Annotated in this window: 16 protein-coding genes; all 16 read right to left on the minus strand. The window is 29.8% G+C overall.

The features are described 5' to 3' along the window. Positions 1-8 precede the first annotated feature (8 nt). The 16 genes from BN2920_RS15710 to codY all read right to left on the minus strand — a co-directional run bounded on the left by BN2920_RS15710 (position 9) and on the right by codY (position 17,452). Positions 9-323: a 50S ribosomal protein L7ae-like protein gene (locus BN2920_RS15710; protein ID WP_058295923.1), complete on the minus strand. Its 315-nt coding sequence runs from the start codon at positions 321-323 to the stop codon at positions 9-11. Continuing rightward, positions 316-582, minus strand: a complete 267-nt coding sequence (gene rnpM / locus BN2920_RS15715) for an RNase P modulator RnpM (protein WP_058295924.1) — start codon at positions 580-582, stop codon at positions 316-318. The genes BN2920_RS15710 and rnpM overlap by 8 nt, the downstream gene beginning before the upstream one ends. Before the next feature lie 13 nt (positions 583-595). Continuing rightward, entirely contained in the window at positions 596-1,741 is a 1,146-nt protein-coding gene (gene nusA / locus BN2920_RS15720; RefSeq protein WP_058295925.1) for a transcription termination factor NusA, read from the minus strand. A 19-nt stretch (positions 1,742-1,760) separates the two neighbouring features. Beyond that, positions 1,761-2,225 carry a ribosome maturation factor RimP gene (gene rimP / locus BN2920_RS15725; RefSeq protein ID WP_058295926.1) on the minus strand — a complete coding sequence of 155 codons (465 nt, stop codon included), beginning with the start codon at positions 2,223-2,225 and terminating at the stop codon, positions 1,761-1,763. A 215-nt stretch (positions 2,226-2,440) separates the two neighbouring features. Beyond that, the gene (locus tag BN2920_RS15730; protein WP_276325923.1) at positions 2,441-6,784 is read right to left on the minus strand and encodes a PolC-type DNA polymerase III; all 4,344 of its coding nucleotides are present in this window, start codon (positions 6,782-6,784) and stop codon (positions 2,441-2,443) included. A gap of 100 nt (positions 6,785-6,884) precedes the next feature. Then, the gene (ispG, locus tag BN2920_RS15735; RefSeq protein WP_058295928.1) at positions 6,885-7,934 is read right to left on the minus strand and encodes a flavodoxin-dependent (E)-4-hydroxy-3-methylbut-2-enyl-diphosphate synthase; all 1,050 of its coding nucleotides are present in this window, start codon (positions 7,932-7,934) and stop codon (positions 6,885-6,887) included. Between the two features lie 171 nt (positions 7,935-8,105). Beyond that, positions 8,106-9,116 carry an RIP metalloprotease RseP gene (rseP, locus tag BN2920_RS15740; RefSeq protein ID WP_058295929.1) on the minus strand — a complete coding sequence of 337 codons (1,011 nt, stop codon included), beginning with the start codon at positions 9,114-9,116 and terminating at the stop codon, positions 8,106-8,108. An 11-nt stretch (positions 9,117-9,127) separates the two neighbouring features. Continuing rightward, positions 9,128-10,288, minus strand: coding sequence for a 1-deoxy-D-xylulose-5-phosphate reductoisomerase (gene dxr / locus BN2920_RS15745; RefSeq protein WP_058295930.1), 1,161 nt, complete (start codon positions 10,286-10,288; stop codon positions 9,128-9,130). Between the two features lie 16 nt (positions 10,289-10,304). Beyond that, entirely contained in the window at positions 10,305-11,342 is a 1,038-nt protein-coding gene (locus BN2920_RS15750) for an AI-2E family transporter (protein ID WP_172437819.1), read from the minus strand. A 153-nt stretch (positions 11,343-11,495) separates the two neighbouring features. Then, positions 11,496-12,290 (minus strand): phosphatidate cytidylyltransferase, encoded by a 795-nt coding sequence (locus BN2920_RS15755; protein WP_058295931.1) that lies wholly within the window; start codon positions 12,288-12,290, stop codon positions 11,496-11,498. A gap of 18 nt (positions 12,291-12,308) precedes the next feature. Continuing rightward, positions 12,309-13,073 (minus strand): isoprenyl transferase, encoded by a 765-nt coding sequence (locus tag BN2920_RS15760; protein ID WP_058295932.1) that lies wholly within the window; start codon positions 13,071-13,073, stop codon positions 12,309-12,311. A 79-nt stretch (positions 13,074-13,152) separates the two neighbouring features. Further along, on the minus strand, positions 13,153-13,710 hold the full coding sequence (frr, locus tag BN2920_RS15765) for a ribosome recycling factor (protein ID WP_058295933.1): 558 nt from the start codon (positions 13,708-13,710) through the stop codon (positions 13,153-13,155). Positions 13,711-13,720: 10 nt separating this feature from the next. Beyond that, positions 13,721-14,434 (minus strand): UMP kinase, encoded by a 714-nt coding sequence (pyrH, locus tag BN2920_RS15770; RefSeq protein ID WP_058295934.1) that lies wholly within the window; start codon positions 14,432-14,434, stop codon positions 13,721-13,723. 239 nt (positions 14,435-14,673) lie between these two features. Then, a complete protein-coding gene (gene tsf / locus BN2920_RS15775; protein ID WP_058295935.1) occupies positions 14,674-15,591 on the minus strand; it encodes a translation elongation factor Ts in 918 nt (305 codons plus the stop codon). 103 nt (positions 15,592-15,694) lie between these two features. Continuing rightward, positions 15,695-16,396: a 30S ribosomal protein S2 gene (gene rpsB / locus BN2920_RS15780; protein ID WP_058295936.1), complete on the minus strand. Its 702-nt coding sequence runs from the start codon at positions 16,394-16,396 to the stop codon at positions 15,695-15,697. A 279-nt stretch (positions 16,397-16,675) separates the two neighbouring features. Then, positions 16,676-17,452 (minus strand): GTP-sensing pleiotropic transcriptional regulator CodY, encoded by a 777-nt coding sequence (gene codY / locus BN2920_RS15785; RefSeq protein WP_058295937.1) that lies wholly within the window; start codon positions 17,450-17,452, stop codon positions 16,676-16,678. Positions 17,453-17,466: the final 14 nt, after the last annotated feature.

Here is a 17,466-nt window from a genome sequence, read left to right on the forward strand (position 1 = left end):
ATTATTTTCTACTCATATATTTTTTCCTCCTCATATAACATGCTTAATTTCTCTGCTATATTTTTATCTAAGATTCCTAAAATCATAATTTCATCACGACCAATTGGATTTCCTAATTCAAACTTTGAGAATTCTACAATATATGGTATGTTTTTTTCTGTACAATGTTTTATAAATTTCTTTTTTGATGATTCTGATAAGTCTTTTGACATTATAAACAAATAAAAATTGTTTTTATTTCTTAAATCATCACATTTACTATATCCCTCTACCAAAGAACCACTTTTCTTTGCTATTCCTAAAAAATTAAAAAATTTATCCATTATTAACTTCTTCCTTTAATCTTTCATAAATTTGATCACTTATCGGGATATCTAAATTTCTACTTAACCTTTTAGCTTTAAATGCCTTTTCAAGACATTCAGTATCTTTACAAATGTATGCTCCTCTTCCAGACTTTTTACCTGTTAAGTCTACACACACTTCACCTTCTGGAGTTTTTACAACTCTAATGAGTTCTTTCTTTGGTTTCATTTCCATGCAACCAGTGCACATTCTTAAAGGAATTTTTTTAGCCTTCATGAAAAGCACCTCTCTATTCTTGTATTTCTACTTCTGTTTCAGTAAAATCAGTAGTATCTTCATCTTCAATTATCACTTCTGTATTTAATAACTTTTCTTCTTCTTCTTCAAGAGCTTCTTTTTGAGATTTACTCTTTATATCTATTTTCCAATTTGTAAGCTTAGCTGCAAGTCTTACATTTTGACCTTCTTTACCTATTGCAAGTGAAAGCTGATTATCATCAACAACTACTTTTGCCGACTTATTTTCTTCATTCACTTCTACACTAAGTACTTTGGCAGGGCTTAAAGAATTTGCTATAAATTCTGCAGGGTCCTTACTATATTTAATTATATCAATTTTTTCATTTTTAAGTTCATTAACTATATTTTGTACTCTCACACCCTTAGGTCCAACACAAGCTCCCATTGGATCTACTTCTTCATCATTTGAGTATACAGCAATTTTGCTTCTTGAACCTGCTTCTCTTGAAATGCTCTTAATTTCAACTACACCTTCAAAAATTTCAGGAACTTCAAGTTCAAATAATCTTTTAACTAATCCTGGATGTGTTCTTGAAACATGTATTTGAGGTCCTTTACTTCCATTCTTTACTTCCACAATATATAGTTTTAACTTTTCATTGAATTTATATTCCTCATTTGGAATTTGTTCGTTAGGACCTATAACTCCTTCTAATTTTCCTAAATTAACAAAAACCATTCCTTTATCTTTTCTTAGAATTGTTCCTGTTATAATATCAAATTCTTTTTCTTTGTACTCATCATAAATTATGCTTCTTTCAGCTTCTTTGATTCTTTGAGTTACAACTTGCTTAGCAAGCTGTGCAGCTACTCTTCCAAAATTTTTTGGTGTAACCTCTAAATCGACAATATCATCAACTTCAAATGTTGGTCTTATTATTTTTGCATCTTCAAGTGAAATTTCTGTAACATCATCATACACTTCATCTACAACTACTTTTTGTGCATATACTTTAATTTCACCAGTTTCTCTATCCATTATTACCTTTACATTTTGTGCATTAGTATGTAAGTTAGCATAGTTCTTTTTATATGCTGCAACTAATGCATCTTGTATTGTTGTAAAGAGTAAATCCTCTGAAATTCCTTTCTCTTTAACTAATTCCTTAAGAGCACCTACAAACTCTTCATTCATTTTAATACCCTCCTTAAATTTATATTTCCCCTTCTAGGTTTGCTGTTTTTATTTTTTCTTTTGGAATTTGAACTTCTTCTCCATTATTTTCAACTACAACTTCATTAATATCTACACATTTAAGAATTCCTTTAATGTTCTTCATTCCATTAATTGAACCTGTTAGTTTTATAAGTACTTCACTTCCAATAACTTTTTTAAAATGTTCTTCTGTATAGAGCGTTCTATTAACTCCTGGAGATGATACTTCTAGATAATATGGGTCCTTTATAGGATCTTCAACATCTAATATATCACTTACTTGTCTTGAAACAGCTTCACAATCATTAAGTGATATTCTGCCATCTTCTTTATCTATATATATTCTTAAATAGAACTCTCCATTTTCTTTTACATATTCTATATGATATAGAATATAATCTAAGTCTGAAACAATAGGTTTTACAAATGCTTCAATTTTTTCAATTAATGCATCTTTACTCATATTAGCGCCACCTTTCAATATTAAAACTGCATTTTGTTTTTAGTTTATGCAATTTTAAAATTTGTAATCAAAAACGCAACTATCATTAAAGAAGTTGCGTTTACAAACATAAGGAGCGGGCAATGTCCCACTCCTTTTTTTCTGCATATTAGCTTTAAACTATTTATATAATAACATATAAGCTTTTAAAATTCAAGCATAATGTTAGCTGTTTGCTAAAATAGTGACAATTGATTCGTCTCAGACATACCATCTAAACATCCATGTGATGTAAGACCCTCTATTACTGTTTTTGATACACCTGCTCTTATTCTTAAATCCTCTTTTGAAATAAATTCACCATTTTTTCTTGCTTCAACTATACTTTTTCCAGCATTATCTGCAACACCTGGTACTGCATTTAACGGTGGTCTAAGTGCGCCTTCTTCAATTATAAACTTTGTAGCCTCTGATTTATATAGATCAACTCTTAAAAATTTTATTCCTCTTTTATATGCTTCAAAGCATAGTTCAAGCACTGTAATAAGTCCTTTGTCTTTTACACTTGCATTATTTCCAAGTCCATACAATTCTTGAAGCTTTGCATATACAGCACCTTCTCCAAGACATATTAAATTGGCGTCAAAATCATCCGCACGTACAGTAAAATATGTAGCATAATACGCTTCTGGATAATAAACTTTATAATAAGCTATCCTAATTGCCATCATGACATATGCAACAGCATGCCCTTTTGGGAACATGTATTTAATTTTTTTACATGAACCTATATACCACTCTGGAACATTATGTTCCCTCATTAACTTTTCATCATCTTCTGAAAGACCTTTTCCTTTTCTAACCTTCTCCATTATGGTAAATGCAGTTTTAGGTGGAAGGTCCTTATACATTAAATATACCATAATATCATCTCTTGTTGCTATACAATCTCTAAGTGTAGTAAAACCCTCTTTTATATAATATTGGGCATTATTAAGCCAAACGTCTGTGCCATGTGAAAGACCAGATATTCTGACTAAATCCGAAAAAGTTTTTGGCTGAGTATCTACAAGCATCTGCCTAACAAACTTTGTTCCAAACTCAGGAAGTCCATAACTTCCAACTTCACATTCAAGTTCTTCTCTGGTAACTCCAAGAGCTTCTGGTGAAGTAAATAAACTTAATACCTTTTTGTCATTTAATGGTATTATTTTAGGATCAAGCCCAGTTATATCTTGAAGCATTCTAAGTACAGTAGGATCATCATGCCCAAGGATATCAAGTTTTAAAAGCCTTCCTGAAATAGAATGATAATCAAAATGTGTTGTTATAACATCAGTATCATTATCATCTGCCGGATGTTGTACAGGACAGAAATTACAAATTTCATTATCTGCTGGTACAACCATTATTCCACCTGGATGTTGTCCTGTAGTTCTTTTAATTCCTGTACATCCAATGGTAAGTCTTTCAATTTCTGCTTGAGGAACACGAATATTTCTTTCATCAAGGTATTTTTTCACATATCCATAAGCAGTCTTTTCAGCAACAGTACCAATGGTTCCCGCTTTAAATGTATGGCCCTTACCAAAAAGTACTTCTGTATATCTATGAACAACACCTTGATATTCTCCTGAAAAGTTAAGGTCAATATCTGGTTCTTTATCACCTTCAAATCCAAGAAAGGTTTCAAATGGTATATCATGACCATCCTTTTTATATGGTGTATTACAATCTGGACAATTCTTATCATCCAAATCTGCACCAGAACTTACAGATCCATCTAAAAAGAACTCTGATTTCTTACAGTTAGGACAAACATAGTGTGGAGGAAGTCCGTTAACTTCAGTAATATCTGACATTGTTGCTACAAACGATGAACCAACAGACCCTCTTGATCCAACAAGGTATCCATCTTCAGTAGACTTTGCAACTAGCTTTTGTGCAATAAGATAAAGAACAGCGTAACCATTATTAATAATAGAGTTTAGCTCTTTATCTAATCTTTTTTGGACTACTTCCGGCAGATTCTCTCCATATATGCTGTGGACCTTATTCATTGTCATATTTCTTATTTCATCTTCTGCTCCTTCTATTTTAGGCGGAAAAGTTTCATCTGGAATAGGCTTTACAGGTTCTATTAACTCTGCAATCTTATTTGTATTTTCAATAACAACTTCATTTGCAATATCTTTTCCTAAATAATTAAATTCCTTAAGCATTTCTTCTGTTGTTCTAAAATAAAGTGGAGGTTGATTATCACAATCCTTAAATCCTTGACCTGCCATAATTATTCTTCTAAACACTTCATCCTGAGGATCAATAAAATGCACGTCACATGTTGCTACTGTTAATTTATTTATTTCTCTGCCCAAATCATAAATTTTCTTATTTATAGCTTCAAGCTCTTCTATTCCATTAACCATACCTTTTTCTATTAAATATTGATTATTTCCAAGAGGCTGTATTTCTAGATAATCATAAAAGGACATTATTTCTTTTATTTCTTCATCACTTTTACCATCTAAAATCGATCTATAAACTTCTCCACCTTCACATGCCGAACCAACTATAAGGTTTTCTCTATTTTTAGCTATTTCACTTTTTTTAGTTCTTGGTCTTTTAAAGAAATTATTTAAATGTGCATCTGAAATCATTTCATATAAAGTCTTAAGACCAGCCTGATTTTTTGCAAACAATATTATATGATATGTTGTCTGTTTTTTTACATCAAAATTAGCTCCAAATAAATCATTTAATTCTTTTAATGTATTTATATTATGATGCTCTTTCAATCTTTCAAACATCTTTAATAATATCTCAGCCGTAGCCTTCGCATCATCTACAGCTCTATGGTGATTCTCAAGAGATATACCAAGATGTTTTGCTACAATATTTAATTTAACCTTTTTCAACTCTGGATATAAGAATCTTGCAAGAGGAACTGTATCAACTATTGATGAATCAAACTTCAAATTAAGATCTCTACAATTTTTCTTTATAAATCCTGTATCAAATGCTGCATTATGTGCAACAAGTACACACCCTTTGCAAAACTCCATGAACTTAGGAAGTAGATTTTCTATTGTCTCAGCATCCTTTACCATATCATTATTTATACTTGTAAGCTTAGTTATTTCATACGGTATATTTCTTTTAGGATTTACAAAGTGACTAAAGTTATCTATTACTTCTCCATTTTGTATTTTTACTGCTCCAATTTCTATGATTTTATCATTTACTGGTGAAAAACCAGTAGTTTCTATATCAAAAACAACATAAGTATCGTCTAATGAATCGCCCTTTTCATTTATTACAATAGGAACGCCATCATCAACCAAATATGCTTCTACACCATAAAGTACCTTTATATTATTTTTCTTTGCAGCACTTTGTGCTTCTGGATATGCTTGAACTCCACCATGATCTGTAATAGCTATTGCCGGATGTCCCCATTTAGCAGCTCTTTCAATTAGTTTTGATGCAGATGCGACTCCATCCATAGTGCTCATTGTAGTATGAAGATGAAGTTCAACTCTTTTTTTAGGTGCTGCATCCATCTTCTCAATCTTTTTCATTCTATTTATGTCTCTTCCCATTATTACAACTTCTCTAGAATATGTATCATATACTGCTTCACCTCTAACTTTACAGTAAAAGCCTTTTTTGACTTCATTAAGTACAGCTTCTGTATCCTGAGATTTTAAGAAACATTTTACTGCAATTGAACTTGTATAATCAGTAATAAAGAAAGTTAAAATAATTTTTCCTGTCTTAGTTTCAATAACTTCTGTCTTGAAAACTTCTCCAATAACTGCAACATAGCCACTTCTTTCATCTATTTCACTTATATTAGTTGCTTCTATTTTAATTGCTCCTCCTAAAACTGTATTTTCATCTTTCGGAGCTCTCTTATATGTCTGGAATTCTTTTTTCTTTTCTTGCTTATTTTCAGCATTTGCACCATTAGAATCATTTGATTTTTTCTCAGTTGTATTTTGAGATGATATATTTCTATTTTTCATTACTTCTTTTACTATTTGCTTATTCTCTTCAATCTTTCTATTTTCATATTCATCTTCTATAGATAAATTAGGATCATACTTAAATTCAATACGTACTGTCCTATTAAATATATCTTTAATTCTACTTTCAATTTCTAAATCTACTTTTTTATTAACTGTATGATTTATAACAGTAGTATTCCCTGAATATACACATATAATATTATCTTTAATTTCTCTTTTAGCTGAATATAAAAGATGCCTGCTTAAAGGATATTTTCGTGCAGCTTCTTCTACTACTGATGTCCAATGCTCAGTACCTATTTCTTTAACTGTACAATTAGTTACATCTCTATAGCATAAGATTTCTATGTTTATGTCTATTCCTAATTTTTTTAGTATTAAAGATTTTAATTCTTCCTCTTCACTTGAATTCAATGGATCTATAGATCTTAAAACAATTTTCAAAGTATCACTTTTTTTAAAAAATTGAAATCTTAGAAGCTGAATATTTTTATCTTCAAACATTTCATTTTTACGTATTTCTTTAGATAAGCTTTTGATAAATTCACTCAAAAACCTTCCTCCCATCTTTGGTATAAATTATCACTATAAATTCTAAAACTCAAAAATTCTAATATTCATAAGAATATTAGAATTTTTTTAAATTTATTAATTATAATTTTTCTATTTCTTCCATTAATGCATCAATTAATTGGTCTTCTTTAACTTTCCTGACAATTTCGCCTTTTCTAAAAATAATGCCTTCTCCTCTTCCACCAGCTATTCCTATATCAGCTTCCCTAGCTTCTCCTGGTCCATTAACAACACATCCCATTACAGCTACTTTTATTTGCTTTTTACAGTTTTCCAATTTCTTTTCTACTTCTTCTGCAATTTTAATTAAATTTATTTGAGTTCTTCCACATGTAGGGCATGAAACAAATTCTACACCGCTTTTCTTAAGTCCTAAAGATTTTAATATTTCTGATGCCACTTTAATTTCTTCAACAGGATCACTTGTTAAAGATACCCTTATTGTATCTCCTATTCCTTCTGCAAGAAGTGTTCCAATACCTACACTTGATTTTATTGTACCTTTAAATACTGTCCCTGATTCAGTTACTCCTAAATGAAGTGGATAATCACATTTATCAGCTATAAGTCTGTAAGCTTCAATCATCATCTGTACATTTGAAGATTTTATAGATATAACAATATCAAAGAAATCTAAGTCTTCTAAAATTTTAACATTTCTCAAAGCACTTTCTACAAGTCCTTCGGCTGTTGGTTTTCCATATTTCTTTAAAATATCTTTTTCAACTGAACCTGAATTAACCCCAATCCTTATTGGTATGTTCTTAGCTTTACATGCTTCTGCAACCTTGGTAATTCTATCAATTCCGCCTATATTTCCAGGATTTATACGTAGTGCTGAAACTCCATTTTCAATGGCTTTTAATGCTAATTTGTAATCAAAATGTATATCAGCAACAACTGGCATAGGTGACTTTTCTGTTATTTCTTTCAAAGCTTCTGCATCATTCATATCAAGAACTGCACATCGTATAATTTCACATCCTGCTTTATGCAGTTCATTCATCTGCGCCAAAACTTCGTTAACATTACTAGTTCTAACATTTGTCATTGATTGTATAGTAATCGGAGCATCTCCTCCAACATATATGTCTCTCACTTTAACTTTTCTTGAATTTCTTCTGTTCATCGTTCTCCTCCTAAACTCAACATATTTTATATATACTAAACTTGATATTATTCTTATAAAATATTTTATGTCTCAATAATTATATCTCTTAATTTATGTAGTTGTAAACTTTAATCTTCTGCAAACAAAAGTAGCATACCTATTAAATAAATAAGTACACTACTTTTATGATTACAATTTAACTGGAAATAATATATCCTTTATTGTTACAAGTATCATAAGTCCAATTAAGCATGCGAATCCTGCATAATTCAATCCCGCAACAATCTTATCTGGAACCTTCTTTCTTGTAATAAGCTCAATTAATAGTATTACACACCATCCACCATCAAGTGCAGGAAATGGTAAAAGATTGAACACTGCAAGATTCACACTTATAAATCCTATGAAATACATTAGATTCCATATTCCAGCCTTTGCTGTAGCTGTTGTCATCTTTACTATAGTTACAGGGCCGCCTACATCTGTTTTTAAATTTGCCTCTCCTGTAAATATCATTTTTAATCCTTTAAAAGTCTGCGATACAAGAGAAACAGTTTGATTTAAACTTTGTTTAAAACTCGAAAGAATTGTTGGCTTTGCTTCTGATACAAAAGTTATTCCCAATTGTTTGCCTTTTCCCTCTAAATCTTTTAATGTTACTGATGCATTTTCCTTTACACCATTTCTATTTACAATTAAGTCTACTGTATCATCTTTAGATAGCATTATTCCCATCTTTACATCATCAGCTGTAAATACTTTTGAGCCATCAATTTTTACTATCTTATCACCAGACTGTAATCCAGCTTCAACTGCTCCTGAGTTTTCTGCAACAGTATTTACTACTGGTTTGGCAAACCCAAAATTAAAGCTTACAGCTGTAAAAATTATAATTGCAAGTATATAATTCATCACAACTCCTGCAATTATAATGCTTATTCTTCTTAATGGTGATTTTGCTGAAAAACTTCTTTCATCGTCTACTTCTCCATCTTCTCCCATCATCTTTACATATCCGCCGATTGGAAAAAGACTTAATGAATAGGTAGTTTCCTTACCTTTCTTTGAGAGAATTCTAGGTCCCATTCCGATAGAAAACTCTTCCACTCTTACTCCATTTAGTTTTGCTAACGTAAAATGTCCTAATTCGTGAACTATTATTAATAATCCAAATGCTAATATAGCTAAAATTATATACATTACTTTCCTCCTTAAATGTCACTTCTCATTACATACTCTTTAACTTCTTTATCTAATTTAATTATATTTTCAATTGTCATTTCTTCATTAGATTTATCTTCAAATACTTCCATACATTTTTCTATAGTATCTGCTATGTCTAAAAATTTAATTTTCTTTTCTAAAAATAATTCAACACATGCTTCATTAGCACCATTTAAAATAGTTGGCATAAGTCCTCCTATCTTTCCTGCCTTATATGCTAGCTTTAATGATTTAAATGTATTCATATCTGGTTTTTCAAATGTTAACTGCGATATATTATAAAAATCAATAGTATCTGCTACAAGTTCTTTTCTTTCAGTATAATTTATAGCATACTGTATTGGAAGTCTCATATCTTGTGCTCCAAGCTGCGCTATTATGCTTCCATCAGTATATTCAACCATTGAATGTACTATACTTTGTGGATGAACAACAACTTGAATATTGTCATAGTCACAATCAAAAAGCCAGTGAGCTTCTATAACCTCAAGCCCCTTATTCATAAGAGTTGCAGAATCTATAGATATTTTTCTTCCCATATTCCATTTAGGATGTTTTAGTGCATCTTCAACTTTTATATCAAGTAATTCATTTATAGTTTTACCTCTAAACGGTCCACCAGATGCTGTTAAAATTATTTTCTTTAGCGTATTTAAATCATTCCCTCTAAGACTTTGAAATATTGCACTATGCTCTGAATCAACGGGTAAGATTTTCACATTGTACTCTTTAGCTTTTTTCATAACAATCTCACCTGCTACAACTAAAGTTTCCTTATTAGCAAGTGCTATGTCTTTTTTAGCTTCTATTGCTTTTATTGTCGGTTCCAATCCTATCATACCAACTACAGATGTCACTACTATGTCAATTTCTTTTAATGTTGCAATTTTATTTAATCCTTCAATACCATTATATACTTCTATATTTTTATTATTATCATCACAATACTTTTTTATTTCCTCTGCACTTTTTTTATCCATCATTGCTACATATAATATATTAAATTCTTCTATTATTTCTATTACTTTTTTTACAGAAGTATTTGCACTAATTGCTATTAGCCTTAATTCTTCTTTTGATTGTCTAATTACATCAAGTGTTTGAGTTCCTATTGATCCAGTGGCTCCTAATATAGAAATATTTCTCATTCTTTTTCCTCCTAAGCTATACTTCACTATAAATTATTTCTTTAGCTAAAATACTATACATAGGACCTGCAAGTATTCCTAATATTCCAAACAGATTAACACCTATGTATAATGAAAGTAAAATTACAAGAGGATGAATCTCTAATTTAGAACTTAAAAATTTTGCCTCAAGTATCTCCCTAATTACCTGAACTAATAAATATAAACATATTAGACCAAAAGCTATAAGAAATTTCTTCATTATAATATTGTATATTATAATTGGAATAAATACAATTATAGTTCCAACGTAAGGCAGAATATCTAAAATCCCGCAAACAATACTAAGTATAAAAGGATTTGGCACATTTAATATAAAAAAACCCATCATTATTTCAATTGTAGATATTATAACAAGTAATCCTTCAATTTTTATCATATGTATAAAATTTGTTTTTTGAATTCTTGTTTTCTTTACTACTTCAATAGGTAATAATAATTCTAATAGTTCAATAAATTTATTTTTATCTACCAGTATAAAAAACGCACATATATTGCCAATTGCATATGCACATAAATTTCCAGCGAAACCTCCAATTAAGTTTTCTCCTGTTGAAACAGCTCTATTCCTTATATTATTATTATTTATTATTGAAAATAGACCATCGCTTAATCTGAATTTACTTACATCAAATTGTATTACATCACTCATATCTTTAATAAAATTTTCTATCAAGTCTAAGTTTGTAAAATATAACTTGTGGATTCCATTAAATATTCCTGTTCCTAAATATAATATCACCAATATCATAACTATATTTACAATTACAATACTTAAAGCTCCGGCAATATTCCTAGGAATATTTAATCTTGTCATTAATTTATATAATGGCGTAGTCAAAATAAGTATTATGATTATAGACAAAAATGGTTTAAAATAATATTTTATTATAAACATAATAATAAGAAGAATAAAAAATGAACTTATTAAATATAATAATTTTTTATATTTATTAAATATATACATCACCTCACTTATTACAAAATAGTCATTTTTATAAATATATGCATGCATTTATTTATACACTACTATTTATTTAATAAGTAAAAATTTTTATCTAAATTTTTTCAACTATTTAATAAAGATATTCCAATTTTTGATACAAAAAAATCGTAAACTTATTAAAATAAATTTACGATCAATATCATATAGTGTATTCTATTTACATCATATTCCAACAATGAAAGTTAAGTAATAAAATATAGCAGCTGATGAAAAGATTATACTATCAAATCTATCTAATATTCCGCCATGACCTGGTATAAGATTGCTATAATCCTTAATTCCAGCATATCTTTTAATCGACGATGCTACCAAATCACCCAATTGTCCTACAATCCCACATAAAGCTCCAATAAGAAAATAATGATATGTTGGAATAACGTTAGTGTATCTGCTAATAATAATGCCATATATCCCAGAAAATACTGTTGCTCCAATCATTCCACCTATAGAACCTTCAACTGTTTTTTTAGGTGATACTTCTGGACATAATTTATGTTTTCCAAAAAATTTTCCACTATAAAATGCAGCAGTATCACATAACCATGATCCAATAAAAATAAGCCACACTAAAAATGCTCCACTTGGTTTAGTATTTACTAAGTAAACAAAACTAAATAAAACTCCTGCATATAGAAAACCAAGTATGGTTAAAGCCACATCGATAAATGTATATTTCAAATTCATAACTGGTATAATAAGTAAAATAAATGTTGCTAATACTAATATATACATCATAATTTCAAAATTATTATTGCAAAAATAATATATTAATAAAAGAATATACCCAGCTATGTTTATTGGTTTAAAATTCTTTGCATGAACAGCATTATAAAATTCATATAGCGCTGCCACTGATAAAACAAATGTAAAAGCTTTTAAATAAACTCCACCAAGAAAAACAAATATTATAAACGGAGCAATCATAGCTGCACCTAAATATCTATTATTAGATTTCAAATTCTAATCACTCCTTAATTATTTTACTTTTCCAAATCGTCTATCCCTGCCTTGATAATCAGCTATAGCTTTTCTCAAATCTGTTTCCTTAAAATCTGGCCAATTTATATTTGAATACCAAAATTCTGAATATGCACACTGCCATAATAAAAAATTACTAATCCTTTGTTCTCCAGATGGTCTTATAATCAAATCAGGATCTGGTATACCATTTGTATATAAATATTTTTCTATTGTATCCTCATTAATATCTTCTTCTTTTATCTTGTTATTCTTTATATCTCTTGCAATTAATTTTGTTGCTCTCACTATTTCATCTCTTCCACCATAATTTAAAGCAAGATTTAAATTTATTCTCTTATTATTTTTAGTAACTTCAATAGCATTATTTAGAGCATCTCCACATTCTTTAGGCAATCTTGACATATCACCTAGAATATTAAGTTTTACATTACTCTCGTTTATTTCTTTAAGCTCACTTTTTAAGTATGTATTTATTAGTTTCATAAGTGTACTTATTTCTTCTGTTGGTCTTCCCCAATTCTCAGTTGAAAATGTATATAATGTAAGATTTCTCACACCAAGTCTTGCTGCTTCTTTTAATATTATTCTTACTGTTTCAACTCCTGCTTTATGCCCCATACTTCTAGGTAAATTTCTTTCTTTAGCCCATCTTCCATTTCCGTCCATTATTATAGCTATATGATTAGGTATGTTATTCATATCCAGTTGTTCAACCGATACATCCTTTTTTTCTATTTTTCCTTTAAATATATTTATCATTCTTATCCCCCTATTACAACAGGAAATATTTTTGCTAATAATTAACAAAAGCCTGCTTTAAGAGCAGGCTTAGATATTTTTATATTGATAAAACCTCTTTTTCTTTTGCAGTAATTATACTATCTATTTTTTTAACTACACCATCTGTTATTTTTTGAACACTATCTTCTGCTTTCTTAATTTCATCTTCTGAGATATCGGCATCTTTTTTCATGTTCTTTAGTTTATCATTAGCAGTTTTTCTGATTGATCTAACTGCAACTTTCGCTTCTTCTCCGACTTTTTTAACATTTTTAACAAGAGCTTTTCTTGTTTCTTCAGTAAGTTCAGGTATTATTAATCTTATAACAGTACCATCACTTGAAGGATTTAATCCCAAATCTGATTTTAATATAGCTTTTTCAATTTCTTTTATTAGAGGCTTTTCCCATGGAGTTATCATAAGTACTCTTGGTTCCGGTGTAACTACGTTAGCTACTTGACTTAATGGACACATAGTTCCATAATAGTCGATTTGAATTTTATCAAGCATTGAAGGATTTGCTCTTCCTGCTTTCATTGTTGATAAATCTTTTTCTAATACAGATACTGTTTTATTCATTTTTTCTTCTGCATTTTTAATAACTTCTTTAATCATGATTAACCTCCTATTTACTAGTAACTAATGTTCCTATATTTTCTCCATACATGGCTCTTTTTATATTTCCCGGTTCATCTAAGCCAAATACAAGTATTGGAATATTATTATCCATACATAATGATGTTGCTGTTGAATCCATTACTTGTAATCCTTGATCTAATACATCAATATAAGATAGTGTATCATATTTCTTTGCATCTGCATACTTATGAGGATCTTTATTATATACACCATCAACTTTTTTAGCTAAAAGAATTACATCCGCTTCTATTTCAGCTGCTCTTAATGCAGCAGTTGTATCTGTAGAGAAGTATGGATTACCAGTTCCAGCTGCAAAAATAACTACTCTTCCTTTTTCTAAATGTCTCATAGCTCTTCTTCTTATAAATGGTTCTGCAATTTCTTTCATTTCAATTGCAGTTTGTACTCTAGTCATAACACCAACTTGTTCTAATGAATCTTGAAGTGCTAAAGCATTTATACAAGTTGCCATCATTCCCATATAGTCAGCAGTAGTTCTGTCCATTCCTTCACCACTTCTGCCTCTCCAAATGTTTCCGCCTCCAACTACAGTTCCAACTTCAACACCCATATCAACTAATTCCTTAATTTCAAGAGCTATTCTCTTAGCTACATTAAAATCTAACCCAAAACCACTTGCACCAGCTAATGCCTCTCCTGAAAGTTTTAAGATTACTCTTTTATATTTGCATTCTGACATTTAAAACTACCTCCTCAATCTTCCTAGGAATATTCTTTTAACTACTCTTCTATATATTTAAAATTTAATCCACTATCTACAAATCTAAGTTATTATATTAATTAAATTTGCCCTTAGTAATTAAATTTATTCTCTATAATAATAAAACTTTACATATATAATGTTCAAGTTATTTTTCTATATTAATAACATATTTCTTTAAAAAAAGAGAACACTAAGTGTTCTCTCCTTAAGGTAAATTATTTACCCATTTGTGCAGCAACTTCTGCAGCGAAGTCTACTTTTTCAACTTCGATTCCTTCTCCTCTTTCGTATCTTACGAATCTAGTTACAGACACTGGAGAACCGATTTCTTTAGATTTTTCAGCTAAGAACTTAGATATTGTCTTATCTCCATCCTTAACCCATAATTGTTCTAAAAGACAAACTTCTTTGTAGTATTTTTGAATTCTTCCATTAACCATTTTTTCAACGATATTTTCTGGCTTACCTTCATTTAAAGCTTGAACTCTGTAAATTTCTTTTTCTTTTTCAATTGATTCTGCATCTACATCTTCTTTGCTTAAGAATAATGGATTGGCAGCAGCAATTTGCATACAAATTTCTTTAGCGATTTCATCTAATGAATTACTTGCTGTATCACAAGCTAATTCAACTAAAACTCCGATTCTTCCGCCACCGTGGATATAGCTCTTAACAATACCATTTTCTATGTTGAACTTAGTAAATCTTCTTACTGTCATGTTTTCACCAAGTTTAGCAATTAATGCTTTTAAAGCATCTGCAACACTTGTTTCACCATCAAATTTTTCATTTACTAATTGTTCTACTGTTGTTACAGATGTAGCAACTACTATTTCAGCTAATTTATCAGCAAAAGCTGTGAACTCTTCATTTAAAGCAACGAAATCTGTTTCACAGTTGAATTCTACAATTGCACCAGTTTTCTTATCTTCTGAGATGTAAGTCTTAACAACACCTTCAGCTGCTGTTCTTCCTGTTTTTTTAGCAGCATCCGCAAGACCTTTTTCTCTTAAGAATTCTACTGCTTTATCTTTATCTCCTTCAGTTGCAACAAGAGCTTTTTTACAATCCATCATTTTTGCTCCTGTCATTTCTCTTAGTTCTTTAACTAATTGTGCACTAATGTTTGCCATAAGTTATATCCTCCTTATTATAAGTAATCCTTACCATTATGTAAGAAAAAGAGGAAATGAAGTGAACTTCACTTCCTCTATGCTTTTATATAAATCCCTTATATTATTCAGCTAATTGTTCACCTTGTCTTCCTTCGATTATAGCGTCAGCCATTTTAGCAGTTATTAATTTAACAGCTCTTATCGCATCATCATTACCTGGAATCACATAATCTACTTCTTCTGGATCACAGTTTGTATCTACGATAGCTACAACTGGAATTCCTAAAATTTTAGCTTCTGATATAGCGTTCTTTTCTTTTCTTGGATCTACAACGAACATAGCTCCTATGTTTTCAGGATCTAAATTTCTAATACCACCTAAGTTGTTTTCAAGTTTTTCTAATTCACCTTTTAACTTGATAACTTCTTTCTTTGGAAGAACTTCAAAAGTTCCATCTTCTTGCATTTTTTCAATTTCTTCCATTTTCTTAATTCTGCTCTTGATAGTTGTGAAGTTAGTTAACATTCCACCTAACCATCTGTTGTTAACGAAGTGCATGTTACTTCTTACAGCTTCTTCTTGGATAGCTTCTTGAGCTTGTTTCTTAGTTCCAACGAAAAGAATATCTTTTCCATCTACAGCTACTTCTTTAATGAAGTTATAAGCTTCTTCAGCTTTCTTTACAGTCTTTTGTAAATCTATGATATAGATTCCGTTTCTTTCTGTAAAGATGTATGGAGCCATTTTAGGGTTCCATCTTCTTGTTTGGTGACCAAAGTGTACACCTGCTTCTAATAATTGTTTCATTGATATTACTGACATTTTGTTACCTCCTTAGGTTTATCCCTCCACTATCTTTAGCTCATAAATAACCTTCTAAATAAAGGGCACCTATTTATGAATTGGATAGTGTGTGTATTTTGTTACCTTAGATAGTATATCACAAGCTAATTGACCTATCAACATTTTTTTTATTTTTTATAATTATTCTCTCTTTAAAAATGCCTATTGTTTTAAAATTTATTTGCTTCATTTTATTAGTATATCTTATTTGCTTAATAAATATTATAAAAAAATCAAGTAATCTGAGTAAAACTCAGATTATTTGATTTTTTTTAGTTCTTCCATTAATTTCTCATTTAATATTCTAATGTATGTTCCCTTCATACCAAGGGATCGAGACTCTATAACACCAGCACTTTCAAACTTTCTTAATGCATTTACTATAACACTTCTTGTTATTCCAACTTTATCTGCAATTTTAGATGCTACAAGAAGGCCTTCATTTCCATTAAGCTCATCAAAAATATGCTCTACAGCTTCTAATTCCGAATACGATAATGTTCCTATTGCTAACTGGACAACTGCTTTTTTTCTTGTTTCTTCAGCAATTTCATCTTGCATAGCTCTAAGCATTTCCATTCCTACTATTGTTGCACTATATTCAACTAAAACTAAATCATCGTCTGTAAATGGTTTACCAAATCTAGCAAGGATAAGGGTTCCTCTTCTTTCCCTATTTCCTATTATAGGCACTATAGTAGATAATTTATCAACTTGTTTACAACTACCTATTTCTTGGAAAACACATTTACCCTCATTTGGGATATTTGCAATTGTTTCATTGTTCTCCAAAAGAACTTTATTATAATCTTCCGTAAATTTTTTATCTTCTATAACTTTCTTTTTCATAGCTTCACATTCAAAGTTTGCACAAAAGGAATATCCTAAAACCTTACCTTTTCTACTGATTATATATGCATTACAGTCTAATACTTGACTTAAAAGTATACATATATCTTGAAATGCTACAGGTTCTGTTCCTGATTTTTGTAAAATTTTATTTAACATCCTAGTTTTATCTAAAAGTGATGACATATTTATTATCCCCC

It is taken from the genome of Clostridium neonatale, from assembly GCF_001458595.1.
GTDB lineage: Bacteria > Bacillota > Clostridia > Clostridiales > Clostridiaceae > Clostridium > Clostridium neonatale.

Bases quoted from the DNA above. Each gene is read 5' to 3' on its own strand.
- BN2920_RS15710 (WP_058295923.1), bottom strand. From the start codon at position 323: ATGGATAAATTTTTTAATTTTTTAGGAATAGCAAAGAAAAGTGGTTCT.
- rnpM (WP_058295924.1), bottom strand. From the start codon at position 582: ATGAAGGCTAAAAAAATTCCTTTAAGAATGTGCACTGGTTGCATGGAA.
- nusA (WP_058295925.1), bottom strand. From the start codon at position 1,741: ATGAATGAAGAGTTTGTAGGTGCTCTTAAGGAATTAGTTAAAGAGAAA.
- rimP (WP_058295926.1), bottom strand. From the start codon at position 2,225: ATGAGTAAAGATGCATTAATTGAAAAAATTGAAGCATTTGTAAAACCT.
- ispG (WP_058295928.1), bottom strand. From the start codon at position 7,934: ATGAACAGAAGAAATTCAAGAAAAGTTAAAGTGAGAGACATATATGTT.
- rseP (WP_058295929.1), bottom strand. From the start codon at position 9,116: ATGTATATAATTTTAGCTATATTAGCATTTGGATTATTAATAATAGTT.
- dxr (WP_058295930.1), bottom strand. From the start codon at position 10,288: ATGAGAAATATTTCTATATTAGGAGCCACTGGATCAATAGGAACTCAA.
- BN2920_RS15750 (WP_172437819.1), bottom strand. From the start codon at position 11,342: ATGCATGCATATATTTATAAAAATGACTATTTTGTAATAAGTGAGGTG.
- BN2920_RS15760 (WP_058295932.1), bottom strand. From the start codon at position 13,073: ATGATAAATATATTTAAAGGAAAAATAGAAAAAAAGGATGTATCGGTT.
- frr (WP_058295933.1), bottom strand. From the start codon at position 13,710: ATGATTAAAGAAGTTATTAAAAATGCAGAAGAAAAAATGAATAAAACA.
- pyrH (WP_058295934.1), bottom strand. From the start codon at position 14,434: ATGTCAGAATGCAAATATAAAAGAGTAATCTTAAAACTTTCAGGAGAG.
- tsf (WP_058295935.1), bottom strand. From the start codon at position 15,591: ATGGCAAACATTAGTGCACAATTAGTTAAAGAACTAAGAGAAATGACA.
- rpsB (WP_058295936.1), bottom strand. From the start codon at position 16,396: ATGTCAGTAATATCAATGAAACAATTATTAGAAGCAGGTGTACACTTT.
- codY (WP_058295937.1), bottom strand. From the start codon at position 17,452: ATGTCATCACTTTTAGATAAAACTAGGATGTTAAATAAAATTTTACAA.